This is a genomic window from Asticcacaulis machinosus (assembly GCF_028550435.1).
Classification (GTDB): domain Bacteria; phylum Pseudomonadota; class Alphaproteobacteria; order Caulobacterales; family Caulobacteraceae; genus Asticcacaulis; species Asticcacaulis machinosus.
In genome coordinates this window covers 1,066,543-1,087,599 of record NZ_JAQQKV010000001.1, presented here as the reverse complement: position 1 = coordinate 1,087,599, position 21,057 = coordinate 1,066,543, and the positions used below count along the sequence as shown (strand labels likewise).

The window sequence follows — 21,057 nt, the reverse complement described above, 5'->3', positions numbered from 1 at the left end:
CGGTAGGGCTGAAGGTCAGCGGGAACGGAAAGGCAGTGTGGCGGGGCGACGGCGGCTTGGGGATGTGCGCAAATCAAGGATGTGTTTACGCACACATGAGGTGCTGCGGGGGGACAAGATTTATCGCCGTTTGATGATGGGGCTTAGCAAATGCAGGTAGCCGCCGTCGATCAGGCGGGCGGCATCGGTCAGCAAGCGATGAATATGGAACCGCAGAGAGGCGTGGGGCCAGTATTCCTGACTGACACGGCGACGGCCAAACATGGCTTCAGCGATTGATTTTTGGGAGGCGTCTTCGGCCCGGCCGTCACTGGCGCGCAGCATCGCGGCAATCCGTCGTCGCTGGAGTTTGGTCAGGCGCGTATCCGGTGCCGGTGTGGGCGTGAGCAGGCGGATAAGGCGCGACAGGGCGTCGAGACGTATAGCGACATGGGAATCGGCGGGAATCAGGAAGGTGGCGTTTTCGTCTGGCACGGTGGGATCAAGGCGAAAGACCTGCACCTCGTCGGTGCCGTGGCGGATCACTGACAGCGCACCCATATGATCGGAAAATGTCGGCGGGTGAAGGATCTTGATGGGCTTGGCGCCGGGATAGTGCAGGCCACCGATTGGCTTACCGGCGGGCGCCACGATGACACTGCCAGGATTTATCTGGGGTGTCCAGGGCAGGGTCGCCTCAAGGGCGCTTAGGCTCGGTGGCACCGGGACTTCGCAACCCCCAGGTTTCAATAAACGCTTCAGGGACCGGGGCGTGGCGCGAGAGGTCGAGCAGGGTGTTGCGGACCTCGGTCTGATAGTGACGGTTACGTCTCAGGCATTCCCAGGCCAGGCCTTCGGGCGGTAGGTCGTCGAAATAGGCATAGGCGTGGTCTGACCGCCATTGGGACGGATCAGGTAGCATAGGCGCTCCTTTCACCGCAAAGATTGTGCGATGCGGAAACACTATTGAGAATTGCGGTATGTGGGAACCGTAATCGCCTGTAGGGCGCATTAGTGGCGCCTGTCGACCGCATTACTCAGTTACCGGACGAAATCGCCAATTGTTTGTAACCGATTTCGCTCATCCAGCGGGCACGCGACAAATGGCGATCATAGAGGGTTCGGGCGGTGCCGGGGGTAGCGTTGGCGTCGATACCAAATAGGTGAGTTGCGATCTCGCGCCAGTCGGCACCTTCGGCCTCGGCATCAAGCAGGCGCATGTAGAGCTTGAGATGGGTCCGGTCATAGGCGGTTAAAGCCGGGCCATCGGGCACGTCGTCGAGGTATTCGGGTCGGCTCATGCGTCTCCTCGTGTCGGCTGAAAGGCCGGTCGATCCGGCCAGCGCTATCTAACCGGATCGACCGTCATTTGATCATATCTGAAACCTAGCTGACTGGCGCGGAGATTAGCAGTGCAGGCGATTTTTTCCCTGATTTTCGACAATCAGGCGTCGTGGCGGTGACTGTTTGGACCTGCCCCTGCGGCCTGCGGGCAATTTATGATCCCGGCCGGTGACCCGGCCGGGGCTTATGGGGTCAGTTCCCGTTGCGTCGGCTGGGGCGCGACCAGATGAGGGTAAAGGCCTCATGATCATCTTCCTCGAAGAGATTGGCGAAAATGGGAGCATTGAAGCTCGGATCATCGAGTTTTAGGCTGAGATAGTCGCGGCCTTCGCCAGATCTCTTGGTCCAGGCGGCACCGATTTCGGCGCGACCGACCAAAACACGGTGGCTGGGCGCATTATCGCCGGTGGCGCGGGCGTCCGGGACAATACGTACGCCCCTGGCCTGGACGCTGAGCGTTGTGATGTCACCCGAATATTCGTTTGACGAGGTCTTTTTGAAGGTGCCGATGTTTGCCATTGTAAAGTCTCCTTTGAGTGTCGAGCCGCACCATTGCGGCCTCGATGGTGATCCGCAGCCGGAGGCGCCCGCGGGCGCATCCTTTGGACCAAGCGAAGCGGGAGACGGCAGGGCGAAACTTTGTTGGTTCGCGAGGAATGGGCTTTTGCCCAGGGGAAGAAAGTTGAGCTGGCCGTTGCGCCAGAGCGGGCGAGGCGTAGCCGGCCTTCGGCCAGATCGATCCATTGAGAGGCCTGACTGGGGTGCGACCACCTAGAAGATGCAACAGGGCATGCTCGCCCTACACATACGGTCAGTCCAGACGGTTCGGTTACGGCCCGGCGCGGGGGGGCGAGGCTGGCCTTTGTGTAAACGCCGTGAACTGAGGTGGTACATGAGGCATGAGCAGACTCAGGTTTGACTTAAGAGGTCAAGGTTCGATTTCCCGGGGTTAAGTAGAGCGAGACTCGCGCGATGGTTGACAAAGGCGGCATGCTTATTGTTAACCTTCCGCATGGGGATGATTTATGACCGATGCAATTGCCGCATGTCGGCCTAAAACAAACATATTGGCTTTCGTCGTTGGCGGCAGCGCATATCGTGTGAGCATCCACACACAGCAACTTCGCGCTTTCAAACTCGTTCACGATCTATACGCCGACGAAAAATTCAAAAAATGCCGGAACGTGGCAGTCATTGGCGGTGGCATTGCCGGCGTGACTCTTGCAGCGGCTCTGAGGCTCATTGGAAAGAATGTGCTGATCTACGAACGTAAACGACGTCTGATTCCCCTTCAGTATTACAGTCGAACGCGTTACCTACATCCCACGGCTATCAATTGGCCCCAACTGGATCTGGTTCCGCATAGTTCGCTGCCAATCCTCAACTGGCATTGTGATTTCGCCGACCACGTGGCTCTGCAAATTTATAATTCATTCGAGTCGCAGTTTGGCGATCGCCCAATATACGAGACGTCCTGTGAGGTCACTTCGGTCAAAGAAGTTGCAACCCCCCATAATGGTGTCGAGTTCAATGTGACATATGAGCATCTGGACCGTAAGGCGGGAGCGAAGTCGACGCAAACGGTACAGCATGACTGTGTGTTCTTCTGTACCGGCTTTAATTCCGAAAAGATAATTTCGCCTTACTTTGTAACCAGTTATTGGGAGGACTACAGCGTTCGACCCATCAAGTCCTCTTTGCGTCCTCCCCAGATCGCCGTAGTTGGTGACGGTGACGGAGGCATAATCGAAATCATGCGCTGTTTCTGGCGCAGTCGGCATTTTGACGAAATTTACCGGATGATCGCCTGGGACTTTATTTCGCCATCAGTTAGGGATGAGATCATACAGCTTGATGAAGAGCTCAAGAAGCTAGAGGGCCCTTCAGATTTCGAAGATTTAGCCAAGGCCGAGGAGTTTGCAAAGCGACAGTATGAGATATATAAGGGGGCCTTATGCGACGCCATCGCGATCAAGTATCTCCGACAGAAAATGGAGTTCGATACGTCAGTGCACCTTTTCAGTCGGACGTCTCAGCCTTTTTCGGTGAGTGCGTCGCCTCTGCATAAAGCGATCCTATCTTTTCTGCTTGTTGAAAAGGGGTCTGATGGAAAACCATTCGTTCAGCATTTTCCTGCCGATATCAACGGTGTAGAATATAATGAAAAAAATCGGACATATTCCCTTAAAGAACGCAAGGCTGGGAAGCTTGGCTATGAATACGATAGGGTAATTGGCCGAGTTGGACCACTAAGGGGCCATTCCGACCTTTTGACTAACTTTTTTGGCGGTCATCTCGACGATCAGTTCAATAAGAATTCAAATAATTACATGGATTATGCGAACCCATCACCTGAATTGAGCGCGCAGCTGACGTCATTTTATGATCGTGTTCAGGGCGCGAACAAGGCTGGCCGGTTACTCGAGATGACACAGAGCCTGCAGTCCTATCTCCAGCACACTCTTCGACTCTCGATTCGCGATGTCAGCATCCAGGATGCAGTGTTGGTTGTTGAATATTTCCGGGAAAGCACAACTTCTTTAACGAAGATACCAGATAGTTGGATGGGAGTTAGCGTTTTGAAGGTCGAAGCCACCATTAAGCGTTCCGAACGGTAGATCCAGCCTATGAGGCATAAGCCATGATACAGCACACGGTACCCGTAATTAAGATTAACAGCGGCCTGTTTCAGGGAGAGGCGCGCCACAGCGATCCGCATGGGGTAGTGTCGATGTTTGTGAAATCGTCGGACCCGAGTTACGGAAGTGAACGTTTTGCCGTGACGGTTCGTCATGAACTTGACCCGGAAATCGAAGAGGTGAATGTTGAGGTTGGCGGTAAGCTTCTTCGCTTTGGCGATATCGATGACGGAATAGTGAAAAAAGCGATCGCCGAGACTCGAAATAAATCAAATGCGTCCGTGCTGAGAGATGTCAGCGTCATTAAGATCGCTGACAACGTACTGTGCTCGAATTCGGTCGGAAACACCCTCGTCAATGGGGTTACATCGGCGGCCGAGCACTATGTGACGGGTAACGCTGGTGTGAAAATCGGTGATAAATACATCGGCGACGTGTCTACATTGTTCTGGAACACGCCGGTCTCGATCAACAGTCATGAGACGGTTGAACTCGAGGTATTTGGTGTCAAACCATCAGAACAGGTTCTGACGGATATCGGTCGTATTCCGGCCGGATCTTTGGCGACTACGCCTGAAGGTCAGGCGCTTGGCATTTATGTCGGATTTAACGGCGAAATGCTATTCATCGATGCGAAGAATGTATCGAGTGTCCTTGGCATGGAGCTGATGCAGGATCAGATACCGGTACCTTCGTAACGAGCCCGGTATCGGCATTTTTGGTGTAAGTTCATGAAATCGTGGCTTGATCCTGGGATAGCTTAAAGCGGTACACCGGAATGCCGAGTATTTTGGCCTTATCGGCCAGATTGTCCTGAATGCCGGTGCCCGGATAGATTATGACGCCGATCGGCAGGATCGACAGAAGCTCATCATTGCGTCTGAACGGGGCGGCCTTATTAAAGCGGGCCCAATCCGGCCGGAAGGCGATCTGCGTGACCTTGCGGTTGTCCGCCCAGCAAGCCGCGATCTTTTCGGCGCCTTTTTGACTGCCACCGTGCAGCAGGACCATATCGGGATATTTAGCCAGAACCTGATCGAGTTTGGCCCAGATGGGGCGGTGCTCAGTGGTGTCGCCCCCCGAAAAAGCGATTTTGGGATCTGCGGGGAGAAGGACCTCAGCGGCTGCCCGCGCCCGGGCGTTCAGGAACTCGCGACTGTCTATGACCGATGCGGTCAGATGGCTGTGGCTGACCTTCGAGCCGGAGCGGGGCCACCAGGGCGATCCTGTGTAGCGTTCGAAATGCTCGGCAGCCTGATCGCGCATGAGTTCAAAAACGTTACGCCGTTCAATGAGTGACAAGCCCTCCCGGATAAGGGTTTCGAGTTTCACTGAGCGGATTTCGGAGCCGTCTTGCGCCCCCTGAGCGCGGCGCTGGGCTTGTTCATTGCTGTCGAGGGTGCGTTCAAGCCGCTCGAGTGCGCGATGAAACAGGTTGACGGCTGACCAGAGGAGCGGCTCGAGATCCGGTTCAAGGCGCGTATCCTCAAGGGGGGAGACGAGCGCATCGAACAGGTCGGCGAGTGCGCCGGTGATCTGATTGTCGCCAGGCAGGGGGCGGGAATCGGGCTCGTCGGCAAACGGCCGGTAGCCATAAAGTTGCAGTTCCTCCAGGATCTGGCCGGTCGTCGCTGGCTGGCGCGCGGGCGTGAATGGACTGGGTGTCGTCATTGACAGGCTCTCCTGTTCTGGCCGCGACCGTCGCGGCCTTCATGGCGACGCCGCCGGCTATGGGGTGGATCTGGCACCCGAAGCGGCCGCGCCGGGCCGCAGCGTAGCGAAGGATGGCCTTGCGCCATTGCCGGAGCCGCCACACTTGACGGCCGATCGCCCTCTGTGAAGGCCGCCGATCGCCGATCGGGCGAGACCAGGGTCGATGGTGGACACCATGGCCAAGAACGTCGGCGTTTGTGAAGGGCGCAAAAGCCGCTGATGGACGACGTCGGATTCGCGCTAGCGGGACGGGGAGCGCGGTTATTCCGCGCTCCCCTTGGCCCTACAGGTCTCTATTGGGCCGCGACCGCACTCGGATCGTCGTCGTTTTTAATGTCCGGATCGAAGGGCGGCTGATCATCATCGCTGGCTTCTAAGACGTGCACGACCGGGTTTGCGCAGGTATCACCAATGGTAGGCTGATGGTCCGGTGGCAGACGTAAGGGCTCAGGCAGCCATCCGGTTTTGGCCAGCAGCCGTTCGGCGGCCTCGGCCATTTCGGCTTTTTTGAGGTGATCGATGCGCTGCGCGGCGCGTTCGCCAACGCCTTCACGCACGGCCTCAAGAATGCGCGATTTGGGCACGCGGTAGAGATAGTTGCCGACGGTTGCGCGCCAGCCCGCCGCGACAAGGTCAAGTCCGGTCGCCTGCGCCAGACGGTCGGACTGGGCCATCCGTATGGCAAGGCCTTGGGCGCTGATCCCGGACCCGTAGGGATTGGGCCGCTCATAGACCGCATTGATGCCAAAGCTCAGACAATGGGCCAGCAGGTCAAGGCGCGTCAGGTCATCAAGGGCTGTAAGCCACGCCCAAAGCGCCTCGTCATCGTCAGGGATGAGGTCAGCCCATCGGTCATGGCGCAGGCGGGTGGCGAGGGCGGCCGGACTGTCGCTAAGGTCGTCACTTGCGACGGGAAAGCTGACTGGGTTGACATGGACTTCGAGGACATTCCCGCCGCGTCTATAGCCGAAAGCGTCCGAGACGAGGCGGTGCAGGAGGGCGGTCAGCGCCGTGTGCGGACTAAGGGCGAACGCATTCCTGAGGGCAAGCGTACGGTAGGCGGTCAGTTCCGTGAGTAGGCGGTCTGACAACGGCTTTGCATTGTCTTCATCATCGTCTTCCGCCAATAAAGGGGTGCCGCCCACCGAGATGGCGGTGCTCGCCGGCGCGTGGTGTGAGTGTTGGTCGGGGGGAGCGTCAGGGTCATCAGAACCACCCGCGACCCCTTCATCGGTTATTTCAAGGGCGGGTTCATCTTCTGGCCTGACAAAACCCCGCTCAATTAGGACCTCGCCGTCGGAATCGATGGAGATGAAGGCCCCGGCGATGTCGATGTCGGCAGGTTCATAGATCCTTGGCCGGTTGGTAAGGGCGGCCAGTTCAGATTCTATCTCGCCGAGGCGCTGGTCGATATCGTCGGGCAATTCGTCGACGCCTTCGTATTCGGTTTCGATGCGTTCATAATCCTGGGTCAGGCGTGTCTGGCGGGCACGGTCATCGCCACTGAGTTCGGGAGCGCGACCCTTTACGTCTCTTAAGTCGTCCTTGACACCATAGGGCAGAGATATTCGGGCATCGATCCATTTCCAACCCTCGCCGGCGACCACCTCGGCGATTTTGGCGAGTTTGTCGTTGACCAGCCGGTCGAGCAGGAGGGCGTCCTGCAGCCATCCGCCGCGGTCGGGCTCGAACAGGTCGCGCAGAATGACGCCGCCAGCCTGTTGATAAGCTTCAAGACCCAGAAAAATGGCACGTTTGTCGGCTGCCGGAACCGTGGTCTCGGTGAGCATACGGCGAATCTGCCAAGGCTCCTTTTGCCAGCTATGGCTGACGGCCTGCCAGACCTGCTCCTGGCGTTCATGACTGTCCGAGACGGAGAATGCCATCAATTGCTCCAGCGTCATGGCGTCGTCGGCATAGAGGTTCAGCAGGGTGGGCGACACCGTCACGAGACGCAGACGCTGTTTGACGACCTGAACCGGTACGAAAAAGGCGGCGGCGATGTCTTCCTCGTTCATGCCTTTCTCTAGCAAGGCTTTGAAGGCCTGAAACTGATCGAGCGGGTGGAGCGGAGCGCGCTCGATATTTTCAACGAGTGACAGTTCCTCGATAGCAATCTCTGAACCGGCGTCGGAAACAATGCAGGGGATCGGCGTGTGCCTCGTCATATGTTTGTGCTTCACCAGCCACTCGAGCGCGCGGAACCGGCGTCCCCCGGCGGGAACCTCAAACATTCCGGTCTCGGAGCCATCAGGAGCGAGCACAGGTCTAACGTGCAGACCTTGTATGAGGCCGCGTCGGGCTATGGACAGGGCCAGGTCTTCGATGGACTGGCCCGCCTTGATGCGCCTGACGTTGGACTGACTTAGAGTCAACTTGTGAAACGGAATGTCGCGCGATTGCGATCGGATAATTTTAGGATTTGATGTCGTCACGATCTGAACTCCCGACGGGCGGTCGGGAGCCTCTCTCCTGACCTCCAACCCGTCGCAAAGCCAAGCGCCGCCCACTCACTCGAGGGACGGCGCGGACCTTGGGGCCTTGAGGGTTCAGGTCATCTTTTGCAGAAGTTTGCGGGCCTTGCCTTCCAGATCGAGGCGGGCATCCTGATGGCATCTGGTTCTGGCCACCGCCGTTATGCCCTGAACAAAATCAAACAGGCTTTCAGGCGGGTGACCTTCCTCAGTCAGGACGGTTTCGATAATTCGGGCGCTCTCAACCCTCGAAAAACCCTGGGTCTTGAGGAATGTGTCGCGGTCGTCGTCCGTGCGGGCGACGATTTTAGCGCGGGCGGTCTGAATGCCGTTGATAAAGGGCTGCGCAGAAGTATTTGCGAACCGCTCAAGGGCCGGGGCGGCTTCATAGGCAAATCGTGACGCGGCATATTTGGAATGACGGATGGAGATTTCCTGAAAATCCTCGACGCCCCACAGGTTGCGATTCTGACAGACGGCGCGCAGGAAGAAACTGGCCAGTCCGAGGGTTTTGGCACCGACCTCAGAGTTCCAGCAATAGAACCCCCGAAAATACAGGTCCGGTGAGCCATCGGGCAGTCGCCCGGCTTCGATGGGGTTGAGATCATCGACCAGAAAAATGAAAATATCGCGGTCGGAGGCGTAGAGGGTGGTGGTATCGCGGGTAATATCGACATTCGGATTATATCGGCCAGTTGCCCAGTCCAGCGTACCCGGCACCTTCCAGCGTGTATCGCCGGTGCCATCGCCAGCAATCTTCTGAACGGCCTCGACCAGTTCGTGGTCGAAAATGCGGCCGTAATCGGCGCCGGTCACTGCCCGCAATTCCCGCCGTCCGGTATGGGTTTCAAGGGTCTTGATCTGTTCGGCCCGGTGGCTGGCAAGCCCGTATTGCAGGTTTATACCGGCGAGCGGGGCCGGGAGTTGGCGCAAATAGCCCGCCGGAGCCCCCACGAGACTTGCCAACTGGCCAAAACTCCAGTGGGTTGGCACGACCGGATCGGGGGAATCCGGAAGATAGAGGGCGAGGCTTTCCGGATCTGACGAGCGGGCCTCGACGTGGAGGCGGGCGCTGTCCACCACCCGTGTCCGGCTGTGATCGGCGCGGCCACGAACGTGATCGGCCAGGGTTGATAGCGACAAAAATCGCTCATCGGCGGGACGCGAGAACCACTCTGACGAGACGCGGCCATTTCGGGTGCCTCGGCTGACATCAACCTTGTAGCCGTTTTGAGCGCCAATCCCGGCGCGGTCTGTTTCCAAATCCATCATGTCGGAACTCCTATGATCGGGCCCGGGAGACTCTCTCCCAGTCTTCAACCCGTCACGAAGTAGGTCTTCCCCTCTTCCTCTAGGACGCTGGCCCCAAACTTAGACAGGACCCTATTTCATCCGTCGGATACTCACGGCTCATTTTTTACGGCTCATTTTTTTTGGTGTTTCCAGAAGTTCTGCGGCATCGACAAGCGCACATTTCGCTGTGTTACAGATCGACCTGACGTCCTGTCTCTCGAAAGGATACGAAGGCGAATTGTGCGGACATCCCTTTTTGCGCCGACCTATGAGGTCTTCAAACCAGAAATGATATGAAAGCTGAGCCAGTCGGCCCGGTCTTGACGCTGGTCTCGCAATTAGTCACTCAAACGTGACCCCCGCCTAGTACCGCCACGCGCCGCTGAGTACCGAACCAAAAAGCGTGGGTAAATGCGTGGGTAAGCGTTTTTTCTGATTTTGATAAAATAATTAAATCAATGATTTAATTGAATAAATGGCGGACAGAGAGGGATTCGAACCCTCGGTACGCTTGCACGTACACACGCTTTCCAAGCGTGCGCGATCGACCACTCCGCCACCTGTCCGCATTATACCCGCAAGGTCTGAACTGTCGCGGGAAGGCGGCGTTTATACTCACCCGCCCGGAAAGCGCAAGTCCTAATGGCTATGGCGTTTCGTTTTTTCCGTCCTATATAAGAAATCCGAGTTTATTATCCCCAGCTTCAAGGTTGTTTTCCCATGTTCGGTTTGAAAACCCAAATGATTTCAAAAGATCAGGCCCTGACCGGCCGCCCTGACCCCATCCCCACCGACGATATCCACGCGGTGCTTGGCACCCCGATCAAGGGACCGTTCCCCGAAGGCCTGGAGACCGTCGTGATGGCGATGGGCTGTTTCTGGGGTGTTGAGCGTCTGTTCTGGAAGCAGGACGGCGTTTATTCGACGGCGGCGGGTTATATTGGCGGCTATACGCCGAACCCGACCTATAAAGAGGTGTGCTCCGGTCAGACCGGCCACACCGAAGGGGTTCAGGTGGTTTATGATCCGGCCAAAATCAGCTTTACGCAGTTACTGAAACTGTTCTGGGAAGAGCATAACCCCACGCAAGGGTTTCGTCAGGGCAATGATGTCGGCACCCAGTACCGCTCGGCCATCTTTGCCCGTACCGACGCTCAGTATCAGGCGGCGCTGACGTCAAAAGCTGTGTTTGAGAAAGACCTGAAAGCCCGCGGTCTGGGTGAGATTACGACAGAAATCTTCGGGCCCGATCAGGATACGCCCTTTTACTATGCCGAGGATTACCATCAGGGATACTTAGAGAAAAACCCCGGCGGCTATTGCGGCCTCAAAGGCACCGGCGTGGTCTGTGTGATTTAGCGTGTTTACGTTTATACCTCCCTGGCTTGCCGGGGAGGGGGACCGCACGAAATCGCATAGCGATGAGATGCGGTGGTGGGGGCTACTGACTACGCAATGCCCCCTCCGTCCCGTCGCTAACGCGCCGATCCACCTCCCCATCTGCGATAGGGAGGAGAAGATATGCTTACCCATGCACATTGAAGCCGTTATGGCCGAGTGACAGGCCCTGCCAGACGCGCGGTAGCTGATCGGGCAGGTCTTCGGCGATCAGGCCGGGGCCGAACAGATAGGCGGCCTCAGCGTGCATCCAGGTGGCGGCGCAGGCGGCCTCAAACGCGGGCATGCCTTGCGCCAGCAGGCTGACGCACAGTCCGGCCAGCACGTCACCTGATCCGGCGGTCGCCAGCCATTCCGAGGCATTTTTGTTGATCACCACCCGTCCGTCGGGCGCGGCGATGACCGTATCGCGGCCTTTGAGTACCATGACTGCCCCGCTTTTTTGAGCAGCGACCACGGCATCGGCTTCGCGATCAGTAATGGCACCAAACAGGCGGGCAAACTCGCCCTCGTGCGGGGTGAGGATGGTGGGGGCGGTGATCGCCCCAAACAGCGCGTCGGGCCCGCCTTCAAACACGCTCAAGGCATCGGCATCCAGCACACAGGCCTTACCGGCTTCAAGCGCGGCCAACACTAACGCCCGTGTCCGGTCATTTACCCCGGCCGCAGGGCCCATCAGCACGCCGGTGACGCGCGGGTCGGCGATCAGGGCCGCAAAGGCGTCCGCGTCCCTGAGCGGTTTGGTCATGACGGCCTCACACGCCACGGCATAGACCATCAGGGCCGACGGATCGCAGGCGATGCTCACCAGACCTGCGCCACCGCGTAAGGCGGTCCGTGCCGACAGCCGTGCTGCACCCGTCGCCGCCACAGGCCCTCCCAGCACGACCGCATGGCCACGGTCATATTTGTTGCCGTCCGGCTGTGGCCAGTTAAGCTGCCCCGACCACAGGGCCGGGCTGTTGTCGCCCCTCTTAAAACTTGGAGAATCAAGCATTGCGGGCTCCCGATGAGGCCGAAGGCTTTTTCGGTGCGGTTCTGGGTTTTGGGGATTTGGGCTTTGCGGTTTTCGGGGCCGATGTTTTAGCCGCCGTCTTTTTAGCCGGAACTGTTTTAGCCGGCGTGGGTTTCGCCTCTGTTGTGGGCTTAGGCGTCTTCTTTTTCGGAGCCGTCTTTGGGGCCGCTTTGGGAGCAACCGGCGCAGGCGCTTCCATCACGATCGGCATCAAGGGTTCGGCCTCATCGGCAAACGGCACCAGCTTTGCCAGATCCCACACCGAACAGCCGTGATTATAGCGGGCCATACACTGCCGGCCCAGCCGCACCCAGTCTTCGACCATCGCGGCCTGCTGCTCATAGCCGTATTTGGTGAACGGCTGATCGGGGATGAACTTATACTTATAGCGGCCGCGCTCACGAAACGCGTATTTGAAGATGTTCATGCCCTTCTGGTACTGCCAGACATGGGTCAGTTCATGGGCCAGCAGCCCCAGCAATTCCGGTTTTGCCGACAGGTCGTCAGGCAGGCGCGGCCAGTAGATATATGAGCCTCTGACCACGATCACATGCCGGTGGCCCAGTATGTATCGCGCCAGCCAGCCGACCGGGTGGCGGCCATTAATCAGGCGCACCCGCTTAAGGTCGATCATATCGGCCATCCGGCCGGGCAGGGCCTCAATTTCGGCATCACTTAAGGGGCGGTTAGGGGGTGGTTTCATGCTGGCGGCGGGCACTTCATGGGGCTAAAAATCACGCAATTGTCACTACGCTAAACACCCTGTTGAACCTAATGTCGAGGCGATTTTCAGACCTTACAGCAGGAGATTTACATGGCCAAGATACTCGTCCTTTATTATTCGTCCTACGGCCACATTGAAACTATGGCGGGGGCAATCGCCGAAGGGGCCCGAAGCGCTGGTGCCACGGTCGATATCAAGCGCGTGCCGGAGACCGCCCCCGCCGAGGTCGCTAAGGCCGCGCACTTCAAGCTGGATCAGGCCGCCCCGATTGCGACCGTAGCCGAACTGGCGGATTACCATGCCATTATCATTGGTACGGGCACGCGCTTTGGGCGGATCACCTCGCAGATGGCGGCGTTCCTGGATCAGGCCGGCGGGCTGTGGGCCAGGGGGGCGCTGAACGGTAAGGTCGGGGCCGCGTTCACCTCAACCGCCACCCAGCACGGCGGGCAGGAGATGACGCTGTTTTCCATCATCACCAATATGCTGCATTTCGGCATGGTGATCGTGGGCCTGCCCTATAGCCATCAGGGGCAGATGACGCTGGATGAAATCACCGGCGGCTCACCTTACGGCGCCACGACGATTGCCGGCGGCGACGGATCACGTCAGCCGACCGAAAACGAGCTTGCGGGCGCGCGTCATCAGGGCGAACTGGTCGCGCAGACGGCATTGAAGTTGTTTGGGTAGTCTTCTCCTCCCTATCGAGCTGTTTGGCGCAGATGGGGAGGTGGCCGCGAAGCGGACGGAGGGGTACACTATCAGGACAGAAAGAGCCCCCACCACCCCTTTGCTACGCAAAGCGGTCCCCCTCCCCAACAAGTTGGGGAGGTATAAGTATTATTGGATTTGATATTTTCTTTATACTCCCCCAACTTGTTGGGGGAGGTGGCGGCGAAGCCGCCGGAGGGGGGGCTTCGCTTTAACTTTAACCCCCGCCGTAATCCGGTCGCTCCGGAGGGCGCCAGTATTGAACCGGCGCACGCAGAGGGTCTTGCGTATCAATAACCCGCGCTAAGGACGGCTCAGGTATAGGCGCAGGGGCCACGACCTCATCGGACGGGTCATCGATCAGGTCGTCGTCTTCGAGGCCGTAGCCTTCGAAATCTTCAGTCCAATCACTATACACGGACGGTGGGGGTGCCGGAACCGGCTCAGGCTTGGGCCGAGGTGTTTTGGTTTCCGCCGCTTCACGCTCACGCCGCAGGCGGGCCACGAGGGCCGCCCAGTGCGCGCGATGTTCGGCAACTCTTTGCTCGGCTTCCGCGGCCTCGGCCGCTTCCTGTTCAGGGGTGAGCGGCGGCGGGGGCGCGCGGCGTTCAGCGATATCGACGCGGGCATAGAGCCGCTCAATCAACAGGCCGATGCGCACGGTGCGCTCAAGTTCAGGGACATCTTCCGGCGGCGGCAGATCCTCCAGCCGCTCCAGCATCCGGTCGGCAAACGCCCGCAGCCGCGCGCGCCGTTCTTGCGGTGTGTAGCGTTCAGCGGTGTGCGTGTCGGATGTCATCCCCTTAGCATGGGGGAAACCGACGGTGCGGGGATAAGTTACCCTAAAAGCGTGCTCAGTCTGTCGCGCAAGGGTGGCAGGTCGGTTTTGACGGTTTGCCAGACGACCAGAGGATCAACCGAGAAATAGTCGTGGATCATCTTATTGCGCATGGTGCGCATCGACTTCCACGGGATGTCAGGATGGGCGCTGATGAAATCCGGGTCATGCTGGCTGATCTTGTTGGCCGCTTCCCCCAGAATTTCTATGGTACGGATCACGGCGTCCAGCGCTTGCGAATTTTGGCCGAAGGCTCCGGCGGTGTCGAAAGGGGCGGTGTAAATCAAAGCGCGGTCAATCGCCTCAATCATGTGGCCAATATAGCCGATTGTGCGTTCAGGTTTGCTCAAAGGGCCTGAGCCTCACGCAAAACCTTGGTGCGGAAGGCTTCGGGCAGGGCGTCGGGTGTCAGTATGGAAACCGTGAACCCCAGCAGGGCTTCGGCTTCGTCCTGTAGCTGGGCCAGTGTAAACAGGGTGGTCGTCTCGGACGGATCAACCAGCAAATCCAGATCACTCAGGTGCGTGTCTGTGCCCGCCAGCACTGAGCCGAACACCCGCGGGCGCGACAGGCCGTACCGGCTGACGAGGCCGCGCAGTTGAACACGTTTGGCATCAAGGGCTTCGGACGGTTTCATAGAGCGAAGTTTAGCGGATCAGACGGGTTATGGCAAATGAGTGTTTCTTCTCCTCCCTACGCTTGCGTGGGGAGGTGGCGCGGCGAAGTCCGCGACGGAGGGGGCGGCTGAGGCGAGGTAGTCTGCACCGGTTTTAAGGCATCACGCAAAACTAAAGACGGTGGGTGGACATCAGGGCGGCGCTATCCCCCTCCGTCATCCCGCCGAAGGCGGTCTGCCACCTCCCCATCTGCGATAGGGAGGGGAAGTTAGATGGCCTGAGCCTCACGCAAGACTCTGGCGCGACAGGCTGTAACGGCAGACAAGGCCGCGCAGTTGAACACGTTTGGCTGGAGGGCTTCGGAAGGTTTCATGGTGCGAAAACGAAAATTTGTTTAATCGACTTTCTTATTAATTCCCTTCATAGCGGGGAATAACCATATATTGACGTTTAAGTTGACACTATATACCAATTTCAAATTGATCATGATCATGAAGCCATAAATTTATTTTGTGCCAGACTTAGATGGGAGAGCAGGATGACAACGTATAGAGCGATGGAGCAATCAAACAAATGGGCAGAGAAGAGGTTGGTAGTTCTGAAGCAGGTGGTAGAGAAAAGGGTTGCATCCCAGCAAACGACTCAGCAGGGAACTCAAAAAACGAAAGAAAAAGTAACGACTTGAAGCCATTATATGCTCAGTCAGACCGGTCCAGAGAGCTTGAAGAGCCGGTTACTGAAAGGTGGAGGTCAGATACTCGCCGGGATTACGCCCGTGTAATTCATTCTCCTGCATTTAGGCGGCTGCAAGGTAAAACGCAGCTTTTCCCTGGTCATGAGTCTGACTTTTTCAGGAATCGGCTGACTCATTCGCTCGAAGTGGCGCAAATAGCTGAGTCGATTGCGTATATGTTAAATGAGCAGCACGATTATTTTAAGGATAATCCCATTGATACGACGCTTTGCGCTTTAGCAGGGCTTGTTCATGATTTGGGGCACCCCCCTTTTGGGCATAATGGGGAACATGCGCTTGATGACAAAATGCGGGCCTATGGCGGGTTTGAAGGTAACGCCCAGACATTTAGAATTCTTTCACGACTAGAGAAGAAAAAGCGTTCATTAAACGGCGATGATATTGATGACCGCTTAGGTTTGAATCTAACGTATCGCTCTCTAGCGTCAATTTTGAAATACGATAGAGAAATTCCGAATATTAGAGAAGAAAGTGATGGGCTGGTAAAGGGGTATTACTCTGATGATGCAGAGCTTGTGTCAAGGGTAAAGCTTTCGGTCGCGCCTGATTTCAAAGAATCTGGAGGCTTTAAGACTATAGAATGTGCTATAATGGATTTAGCAGATGACATTGCGTACTCAACATATGATCTTGAAGATTCTTTGAAGGCTGGATTTTTAACTCCGGCTTCTATATTGTCATCAGACCAAAGATTGCTTGAGCGCGTTGCTGAAAAGGTTGGTAGGTCGATCGAGACTAGTGTCGATAGTCAAGATGTTTTGGATGTTTTTTTTGAAATATTTCAAGATATAGCTACTGGAGGGGCTCAAGATAGTTCACCTGAGCTTGCTGTTTTTAATATTGTTAAAGGTTTCGAGCAATCTCGTGGCATATCAGAGAATGGGTATCTTCGTACTGAATTAACGTCTCAATTAGTTGGAGAGTTTATTTCTGGTGTAAGATTAAAATTTAATGATAATTTTCCAAATCTTTCAAAAGTTTATCTTGAGAAGGGGGTTCGTAGGAAAGTTGAAACGCTAAAGAATTACACATTTGAAGCGACAATTTTCTCAACGAGATTAAAAGTTGCTGAATATCGAGGTTATGAAGTTGTTTCCCGTATATTTGAGGCGTTGGCCGGCCCAAAAGGTTATTTATTAATGCCTGATGATGTTCGGGGCTTGTGGTTGCAATTTGAAGCCAATGCAAGTGCTCGAATGCGTGTGGTTTGCGACTTTGTTGCCGGTATGACGGATCGTTATGCGTTGGAATTTTATGCTCGTCTTCACTCTGATAACCCGCAAAGTATATTCAAACCTATCTGACATCTGGGTGCAGGGGGCTTGCCCCTTGCGAACCTTTGCTTACCGTCTCAACATCCCATCCACGCTGCACTAGCGAAAAAATATGCACAGGCGGGGGTGGCGTTCAGTCACACTTTCGGGTATACAGCGCGCGATTCAGACATTCTGGGCCGGTTTCGACACCTTCTGTGCTAAGCGGGCTCACGATTTTGCGCATCTTTAACCGTTTGGATGCGCCCCAACCTCTGCCGCCTCTCTGACGCCTGAGAGGCTTTTTTGTGCTTAAAGGCCTTTTATGAACTTAAGAAATATCGCGATTATCGCTCACGTTGACCACGGCAAGACGACGCTGGTGGATGCGCTGCTGGCTCAGTCCGGCGTGTTCCGCGCCAACGAAGCCACGGTTGAGCGCGCCATGGACAGCAACGATCAGGAACGCGAACGCGGCATCACCATCCTTGCCAAATGTACCTCCGTTTTGTGGAACGGTAAGGCCGGTGAGACGCGCATCAACATCATCGACACGCCGGGCCACGCCGACTTCGGCGGCGAAGTTGAGCGTATTCTGGGCATGGTGGACGGCTGTGTGATCCTGGTGGACGCCGAAGAAGGCGTTATGCCGCAGACCAAGTTCGTGCTGGGTAAGGCGCTGAAGCTGGGCCTGCGTCCGATCCTGTGCATCAACAAGGTTGACCGCCCGCACGCCGATCCTGACCGCGTTCACAACGAAGCGTTCGACCTGTTCGCCATCATGGGCGCTTCCGAAGAACAGCTCGACTTCCCGCACATCTATGCGTCGGGTAAGGCCGGTTGGGCGACGATGGACCTGAACCAGCCGTCGGAAACTCTGGCGCCGCTGTTTGACCTGATCGTCGATCACGTCCCGGCGCCTGCGGTGCAGAAGAACGTCGATCAGCCGTTCCAGATGCTGAGCGTTCTGATTGAATCCGATCCGTTCCTGGGCCGCATCCTGACCGGACGCGTGCAATCGGGTAAGGCGGTTCCGGGTCTGGCCATCAAGGCGCTGAACCGTGACGGCGTTGAAATCGAGCGCGGCCGGATCACCAAGGTTCTGGCCTTCCGCGGTCTGAAGCGTCAGCCGATCGACGAAGGCACCGAAGCCGGTGACATCTGCGCCATTGCCGGTCTGTCCAAGGCAACCGTGGCCGATACGTTGTGCGATATGGCGCTGACCGAAGCGCTGCCCGCTCAGCCGATCGATCCGCCGACCATTTCGATGACCGTGTCGGTCAATGACTCGCCTCTGGCCGGTCGTGAAGGCTCAAAGGTGCAATCGCGCGTGATCCGTGACCGTTTGCTGAAAGAAGCCGAATCCAACGTCGCGATCCGCATCACCGAAACGGCGGAAAAGGATGCCTATGAAGTCGCCGGCCGCGGGGAACTGCAACTGGGCGTTCTGATCGAAAACATGCGCCGCGAAGGCTTCGAAGTCGCCATTTCGCGTCCGCGCGTGGTCTATCAGACCAACGAAGAAACCGGTGAGCGTATGGAGCCGATCGAAGACGTCATGATCGACGTGGACGATGAATTTTCCGGCATCGTGATTGAAAAGCTGTCGGCCCGTAAGGCTGAGCTTAAGGACATGGGCCCGTCCGGTGGCGGCAAGACCCGCATCCAGCTTAAGTCGCCGTCGCGTTCGCTGATCGGTTATCAGGGCGAGTTCCTGACCGATACGCGCGGGTCGGGCGTGCTGAACCGCGTGTTCTCGCACTACGAAGCCTATAAGGGCCTGATCGATCAGCAGCGTAAGGGCGTGCTGATCTCCAACTCGGACGGTGAAACGGCGGCCTATGCGCTGTGGAACCTGGAAGAGCGCGGCACCATGTTTGTGGGCGCGGGCGAAAAGACCTATCAGGGCATGATCATCGGTGAAAACTCACGCTCTGACGACCTTGATGTCAACCCTATGAAGGCCAAGCAACTGACCAACGTGCGGGCTTCGGGTAAGGACGAGGCCGTGCGCCTGACGCCGCCGCGTAAGCTGACCCTTGAGCAGGCGATTGCCTATATCGAAGACGATGAGCTGGTCGAAGTGACGCCGCTCAACATCCGTCTGCGTAAGCGCGAGCTGAACCCTTCGTTCCGCAAGAAGCGCGTGAAGGCCGACTGATTTCATGGGGGAACGAACTTCCCCCCAAGGGCTAAGGATCATGGGGGAACCCGTTCCCCCATGTGCCCCCTTTAAGAAATGGAAAAGCCCCCGTGATTAATCGCGGGGGCTTTTTTGTGATTTTAGGAGCTGTCGGCGGATAAGCTAGATATCGGTATTGCGCCCAAATCCGGACATCGGCTGCGCATCCCACCACCGGGCCAGTAAGCGGTCATTGAATTTCAATTTTCTTTGACCAAGCTGATCAACGGGAGGGAGGCAAACTGCAACAGTAAACGTAGACTAAACGAATAAAGTCGAGCGATTGTCTCGGCTTATCACCCGAATTGGCTACGCCTTTACCAACTCTGCGATCTTTGCCGCAACTTCCGCCATCGACTCTTCGGCGGTGCTCAGCCCGGCACGAGAAGCCAAGAGGAGGCTAACCCTCTCAAGCTCCTCATACGTGGTTCCATGCACCACGGGCACGAGCCGCTCACGCCGCAGGAGCGCCGAAAGCTCTTTGTCTGCAACGCCCTCTGTCGGGAGTCGGCGCAGCATAGCGGGCGTAACGAGCACGATACCGACGCGGGAATTGACCAGTCCCTTGTCAATAGCCCGCATCAGTGGCACGCCAAGGCCAAGGTCTTTTTCGCTGAACCACACACGGACACCGCGCGCCTCAAGCAAGTCGTGCAGGTCTTTGGCCGATCCCTGACGGTCATCCCAAGCGTGGCAAAGGAAAACATCTCTTAGATCGGGCTGCGCGACCGCGAGGTTTTCGACTGTCTCGCGTACAGGAGTGAGTGCGCGAACTTGCTCGGGAGTGTACCAGACGCCAGACCCGGACGGTGACCAGCGTGGCTTTGAGCTACGCCGACCTGAGCCGCCACTACCACGACTTCCTGACGTGGATGGAGTGGGAGAGGGCGAATAGCTGCTGTAGCTACTGTAGCCACCATAGGATCGTCCATAGCGGCTACCGCACGCGGGGCAGTTTGCCGCCGCAGCCGCCGAACGGTGTCCTTGACTTGGTGCAGTACATTTAGCCATTCGAACTCCTCACCTTTCTGCGCAATCAATTTGCTTGAAAATTTAGACAGATTAGACCGAAATCGAAAATTTCAGCGACGGTCACGCTTTGACCGATAGCCGCTCCGCCGCCGCCTCAAGCCACGCTCATAGAGCTTATCATGAAGAAGGGATTTTAAGCGGTCTTGCCACCCATCGGTATGCACCACGCGATCAAAATGAGCGTCCTGATCGCGAAGTAGATCAAGCCGCGACCGCTGTGATGCTTTGTCCCAATCCTGGTACAGCAGATAAACTGCGTTGCCATATTTGAGGTTCTCGAACACGACTAGATCTTCGGCAAATTGCGCGCCGAAATAGGAACCAAAACTCCCCTGTCCGCGAATGTAGGCTTTCGGCTCGAAGCCTTCGAACAATCGCACCCGTTCGCGGACATGCTTCTCGAAATCGGGAGCGTTTGAGGGGTGCGCCGATGCTAGCAGACGGGCAACAACCTCATCGGCGGTGCCGGGCGGAAAAATCTGCCAATCAAGCGTAACAGTCGAAATGTATTCAGCTCGCGTTGCATCGCTCGCGAACACGCCAGTGACCCCCGTGTTCTCTTGCAGGACGTTTAGCGCCCAAAGCAGCGTTAGGTGGAACTCGGGCATGTCACGGCTCAGCATTGGGCTGAGAGCAAACTTGACGATCACCTGCTCTCCGCCTTTGTCCTCAAGCACTGTCGGCTCAATGGTCATGCCCTGCGGCTCGAATATTTGATGCTGGTAGACGTCCTTCGTCCACGAGCGCATTGTCCAACCGTTGCGCCCTCCGTCTCCGAAATTGGGAGACTCGAAGGTCCATGACTTCTGGACCTTCGGCCAATCCTCGCGCTTCCGATCCCAGCCGTACGCGTTTCGCTCAGACCACTTTCCAGCATCTGCCGGAGGATAGGCTGGCCCGACGGTAGCAATCCCGGAGTCGCCTGCCGTCAACCCAAGGTGGCTATACAGCCCCGCCTCGATATCACTTCGATTGATTTTCTTGGTTGCAGCGACGGCGATGAGATCACCCTCAATGTCGTCCAGCGCATCCAGCACAAATGAAGGGATTTGACGGTAGTTGCTCTTCCAAGGAAAACGCTTTGCCATTGT

Annotated in this window: 20 protein-coding genes and 1 tRNA gene; 6 read left to right on the top strand and 15 right to left on the bottom strand. The window is 56.9% G+C overall.

The genetic code is table 11. From position 1 onward, the window contains the following. Positions 1–120: 120 nt before the first annotated feature. From PQU98_RS05205 to PQU98_RS05190, 4 genes are all read right to left on the bottom strand, one after another. On the bottom strand, positions 121–702 hold the full coding sequence (locus PQU98_RS05205; RefSeq protein ID WP_272743830.1) for a DUF2285 domain-containing protein: 582 nt from the start codon (positions 700–702) through the stop codon (positions 121–123). Further along, the gene (locus tag PQU98_RS05200; protein WP_272743829.1) at positions 677–901 is read right to left on the bottom strand and encodes a transcriptional regulator domain-containing protein; all 225 of its coding nucleotides are present in this window, start codon (positions 899–901) and stop codon (positions 677–679) included. Before PQU98_RS05200 ends, PQU98_RS05205 begins: the two co-directional genes overlap by 26 nt. Before the next feature lie 115 nt (positions 902–1,016). Next, positions 1,017–1,280 (bottom strand): DNA -binding domain-containing protein, encoded by a 264-nt coding sequence (locus tag PQU98_RS05195; protein WP_272743827.1) that lies wholly within the window; start codon positions 1,278–1,280, stop codon positions 1,017–1,019. 235 nt (positions 1,281–1,515) lie between these two features. After that, complete coding sequence (locus PQU98_RS05190) at positions 1,516–1,842, bottom strand: DUF736 domain-containing protein (RefSeq protein ID WP_272743826.1); 327 nt, start codon at positions 1,840–1,842, stop codon at positions 1,516–1,518. Positions 1,843–2,348: 506 nt separating this feature from the next. On the opposite strand from PQU98_RS05190, the gene PQU98_RS05185 reads away from it, so the two are divergent. Further along, positions 2,349–3,941 (top strand): NAD(P)-binding protein, encoded by a 1,593-nt coding sequence (locus tag PQU98_RS05185; RefSeq protein ID WP_272743825.1) that lies wholly within the window; start codon positions 2,349–2,351, stop codon positions 3,939–3,941. 23 nt (positions 3,942–3,964) lie between these two features. Continuing rightward, complete coding sequence (locus PQU98_RS05180; RefSeq protein ID WP_272743823.1) at positions 3,965–4,660, top strand: hypothetical protein; 696 nt, start codon at positions 3,965–3,967, stop codon at positions 4,658–4,660. Between the two features lie 31 nt (positions 4,661–4,691). On the opposite strand, the gene PQU98_RS05175 is transcribed toward PQU98_RS05180, so the two are convergent. The 4 genes from PQU98_RS05175 to PQU98_RS05160 all read right to left on the bottom strand — a co-directional run bounded on the left by PQU98_RS05175 (position 4,692) and on the right by PQU98_RS05160 (position 10,008). Then, on the bottom strand, positions 4,692–5,633 hold the full coding sequence (locus tag PQU98_RS05175) for a DUF2493 domain-containing protein (RefSeq protein WP_272743821.1): 942 nt from the start codon (positions 5,631–5,633) through the stop codon (positions 4,692–4,694). Between the two features lie 335 nt (positions 5,634–5,968). Continuing rightward, positions 5,969–8,110: a ParB/RepB/Spo0J family partition protein gene (locus PQU98_RS05170; RefSeq protein WP_272743819.1), complete on the bottom strand. Its 2,142-nt coding sequence runs from the start codon at positions 8,108–8,110 to the stop codon at positions 5,969–5,971. 114 nt (positions 8,111–8,224) lie between these two features. Beyond that, complete coding sequence (locus PQU98_RS05165) at positions 8,225–9,421, bottom strand: DUF932 domain-containing protein (RefSeq protein ID WP_272743818.1); 1,197 nt, start codon at positions 9,419–9,421, stop codon at positions 8,225–8,227. A gap of 497 nt (positions 9,422–9,918) precedes the next feature. Next, a tRNA-Ser gene (locus PQU98_RS05160) sits at positions 9,919–10,008 on the bottom strand. A gap of 154 nt (positions 10,009–10,162) precedes the next feature. On the opposite strand from PQU98_RS05160, the gene msrA reads away from it, so the two are divergent. Continuing rightward, positions 10,163–10,801, top strand: a complete 639-nt coding sequence (gene msrA, locus PQU98_RS05155; RefSeq protein WP_272743817.1) for a peptide-methionine (S)-S-oxide reductase MsrA — start codon at positions 10,163–10,165, stop codon at positions 10,799–10,801. A 166-nt stretch (positions 10,802–10,967) separates the two neighbouring features. Here msrA and PQU98_RS05150 read toward each other — a convergent pair whose 3' ends face one another. Both PQU98_RS05150 and PQU98_RS05145 read right to left on the bottom strand, forming a co-directional pair. Then, positions 10,968–11,837, bottom strand: a complete 870-nt coding sequence (locus tag PQU98_RS05150) for an NAD(P)H-hydrate dehydratase (RefSeq protein ID WP_272743816.1) — start codon at positions 11,835–11,837, stop codon at positions 10,968–10,970. Continuing rightward, complete coding sequence (locus tag PQU98_RS05145) at positions 11,830–12,558, bottom strand: hypothetical protein (protein WP_272743815.1); 729 nt, start codon at positions 12,556–12,558, stop codon at positions 11,830–11,832. Before PQU98_RS05145 ends, PQU98_RS05150 begins: the two co-directional genes overlap by 8 nt. Positions 12,559–12,669: 111 nt before the next feature. Here PQU98_RS05145 and wrbA point away from each other — a divergent pair, with 111 nt between their 5' ends. Further along, complete coding sequence (gene wrbA / locus PQU98_RS05140) at positions 12,670–13,269, top strand: NAD(P)H:quinone oxidoreductase (RefSeq protein ID WP_272743814.1); 600 nt, start codon at positions 12,670–12,672, stop codon at positions 13,267–13,269. A 238-nt stretch (positions 13,270–13,507) separates the two neighbouring features. Here wrbA and PQU98_RS05135 read toward each other — a convergent pair whose 3' ends face one another. From PQU98_RS05135 to PQU98_RS05125, 3 genes are read right to left on the bottom strand one after another with little or no spacing between them, the layout of a single operon-like run. Beyond that, complete coding sequence (locus PQU98_RS05135) at positions 13,508–14,089, bottom strand: hypothetical protein (RefSeq protein ID WP_272743813.1); 582 nt, start codon at positions 14,087–14,089, stop codon at positions 13,508–13,510. Positions 14,090–14,127: 38 nt separating this feature from the next. Next, positions 14,128–14,478: a HepT-like ribonuclease domain-containing protein gene (locus tag PQU98_RS05130; RefSeq protein WP_272743811.1), complete on the bottom strand. Its 351-nt coding sequence runs from the start codon at positions 14,476–14,478 to the stop codon at positions 14,128–14,130. Beyond that, positions 14,475–14,765, bottom strand: coding sequence for a nucleotidyltransferase family protein (locus tag PQU98_RS05125; RefSeq protein ID WP_272743810.1), 291 nt, complete (start codon positions 14,763–14,765; stop codon positions 14,475–14,477). Before PQU98_RS05125 ends, PQU98_RS05130 begins: the two co-directional genes overlap by 4 nt. A gap of 553 nt (positions 14,766–15,318) precedes the next feature. On the opposite strand from PQU98_RS05125, the gene dgt reads away from it, so the two are divergent. After that, a complete protein-coding gene (gene dgt / locus PQU98_RS05120) occupies positions 15,319–16,803 on the top strand; it encodes a dGTP triphosphohydrolase (RefSeq protein WP_272743809.1) in 1,485 nt (494 codons plus the stop codon). A gap of 274 nt (positions 16,804–17,077) precedes the next feature. Next, positions 17,078–18,913: a translational GTPase TypA gene (gene typA, locus PQU98_RS05115; RefSeq protein ID WP_272743807.1), complete on the top strand. Its 1,836-nt coding sequence runs from the start codon at positions 17,078–17,080 to the stop codon at positions 18,911–18,913. Between the two features lie 330 nt (positions 18,914–19,243). Here typA and PQU98_RS05110 read toward each other — a convergent pair whose 3' ends face one another. Next, positions 19,244–19,945 (bottom strand): toll/interleukin-1 receptor domain-containing protein, encoded by a 702-nt coding sequence (locus PQU98_RS05110; RefSeq protein ID WP_272743805.1) that lies wholly within the window; start codon positions 19,943–19,945, stop codon positions 19,244–19,246. A 71-nt stretch (positions 19,946–20,016) separates the two neighbouring features. Beyond that, positions 20,017–21,054, bottom strand: a complete 1,038-nt coding sequence (locus PQU98_RS05105) for a hypothetical protein (RefSeq protein ID WP_272743804.1) — start codon at positions 21,052–21,054, stop codon at positions 20,017–20,019. Positions 21,055–21,057: the final 3 nt, after the last annotated feature.

What these genes read in the sequence shown, in the direction of transcription:
- wrbA (WP_272743814.1), top strand. Translation starts at nt 12,670, where the DNA reads ATGGCCAAGATACTCGTCCTTTATTATTCGTCCTACGGCCACATTGAA.
- PQU98_RS05150 (WP_272743816.1), bottom strand. Translation starts at nt 11,837, where the DNA reads ATGCTTGATTCTCCAAGTTTTAAGAGGGGCGACAACAGCCCGGCCCTG.
- PQU98_RS05165 (WP_272743818.1), bottom strand. Translation starts at nt 9,421, where the DNA reads ATGATGGATTTGGAAACAGACCGCGCCGGGATTGGCGCTCAAAACGGC.
- msrA (WP_272743817.1), top strand. Translation starts at nt 10,163, where the DNA reads ATGTTCGGTTTGAAAACCCAAATGATTTCAAAAGATCAGGCCCTGACC.
- PQU98_RS05185 (WP_272743825.1), top strand. Translation starts at nt 2,349, where the DNA reads ATGACCGATGCAATTGCCGCATGTCGGCCTAAAACAAACATATTGGCT.
- PQU98_RS05105 (WP_272743804.1), bottom strand. Translation starts at nt 21,054, where the DNA reads ATGGCAAAGCGTTTTCCTTGGAAGAGCAACTACCGTCAAATCCCTTCA.
- PQU98_RS05110 (WP_272743805.1), bottom strand. Translation starts at nt 19,945, where the DNA reads ATGGCTAAATGTACTGCACCAAGTCAAGGACACCGTTCGGCGGCTGCG.
- PQU98_RS05195 (WP_272743827.1), bottom strand. Translation starts at nt 1,280, where the DNA reads ATGAGCCGACCCGAATACCTCGACGACGTGCCCGATGGCCCGGCTTTA.
- PQU98_RS05175 (WP_272743821.1), bottom strand. Translation starts at nt 5,633, where the DNA reads ATGACGACACCCAGTCCATTCACGCCCGCGCGCCAGCCAGCGACGACC.
- dgt (WP_272743809.1), top strand. Translation starts at nt 15,319, where the DNA reads ATGGGCAGAGAAGAGGTTGGTAGTTCTGAAGCAGGTGGTAGAGAAAAG.
- typA (WP_272743807.1), top strand. Translation starts at nt 17,078, where the DNA reads ATGAACTTAAGAAATATCGCGATTATCGCTCACGTTGACCACGGCAAG.
- PQU98_RS05190 (WP_272743826.1), bottom strand. Translation starts at nt 1,842, where the DNA reads ATGGCAAACATCGGCACCTTCAAAAAGACCTCGTCAAACGAATATTCG.
- PQU98_RS05145 (WP_272743815.1), bottom strand. Translation starts at nt 12,558, where the DNA reads ATGAAACCACCCCCTAACCGCCCCTTAAGTGATGCCGAAATTGAGGCC.
- PQU98_RS05135 (WP_272743813.1), bottom strand. Translation starts at nt 14,089, where the DNA reads ATGACATCCGACACGCACACCGCTGAACGCTACACACCGCAAGAACGG.
- PQU98_RS05200 (WP_272743829.1), bottom strand. Translation starts at nt 901, where the DNA reads ATGCTACCTGATCCGTCCCAATGGCGGTCAGACCACGCCTATGCCTAT.
- PQU98_RS05125 (WP_272743810.1), bottom strand. Translation starts at nt 14,765, where the DNA reads ATGAAACCGTCCGAAGCCCTTGATGCCAAACGTGTTCAACTGCGCGGC.
- PQU98_RS05180 (WP_272743823.1), top strand. Translation starts at nt 3,965, where the DNA reads ATGATACAGCACACGGTACCCGTAATTAAGATTAACAGCGGCCTGTTT.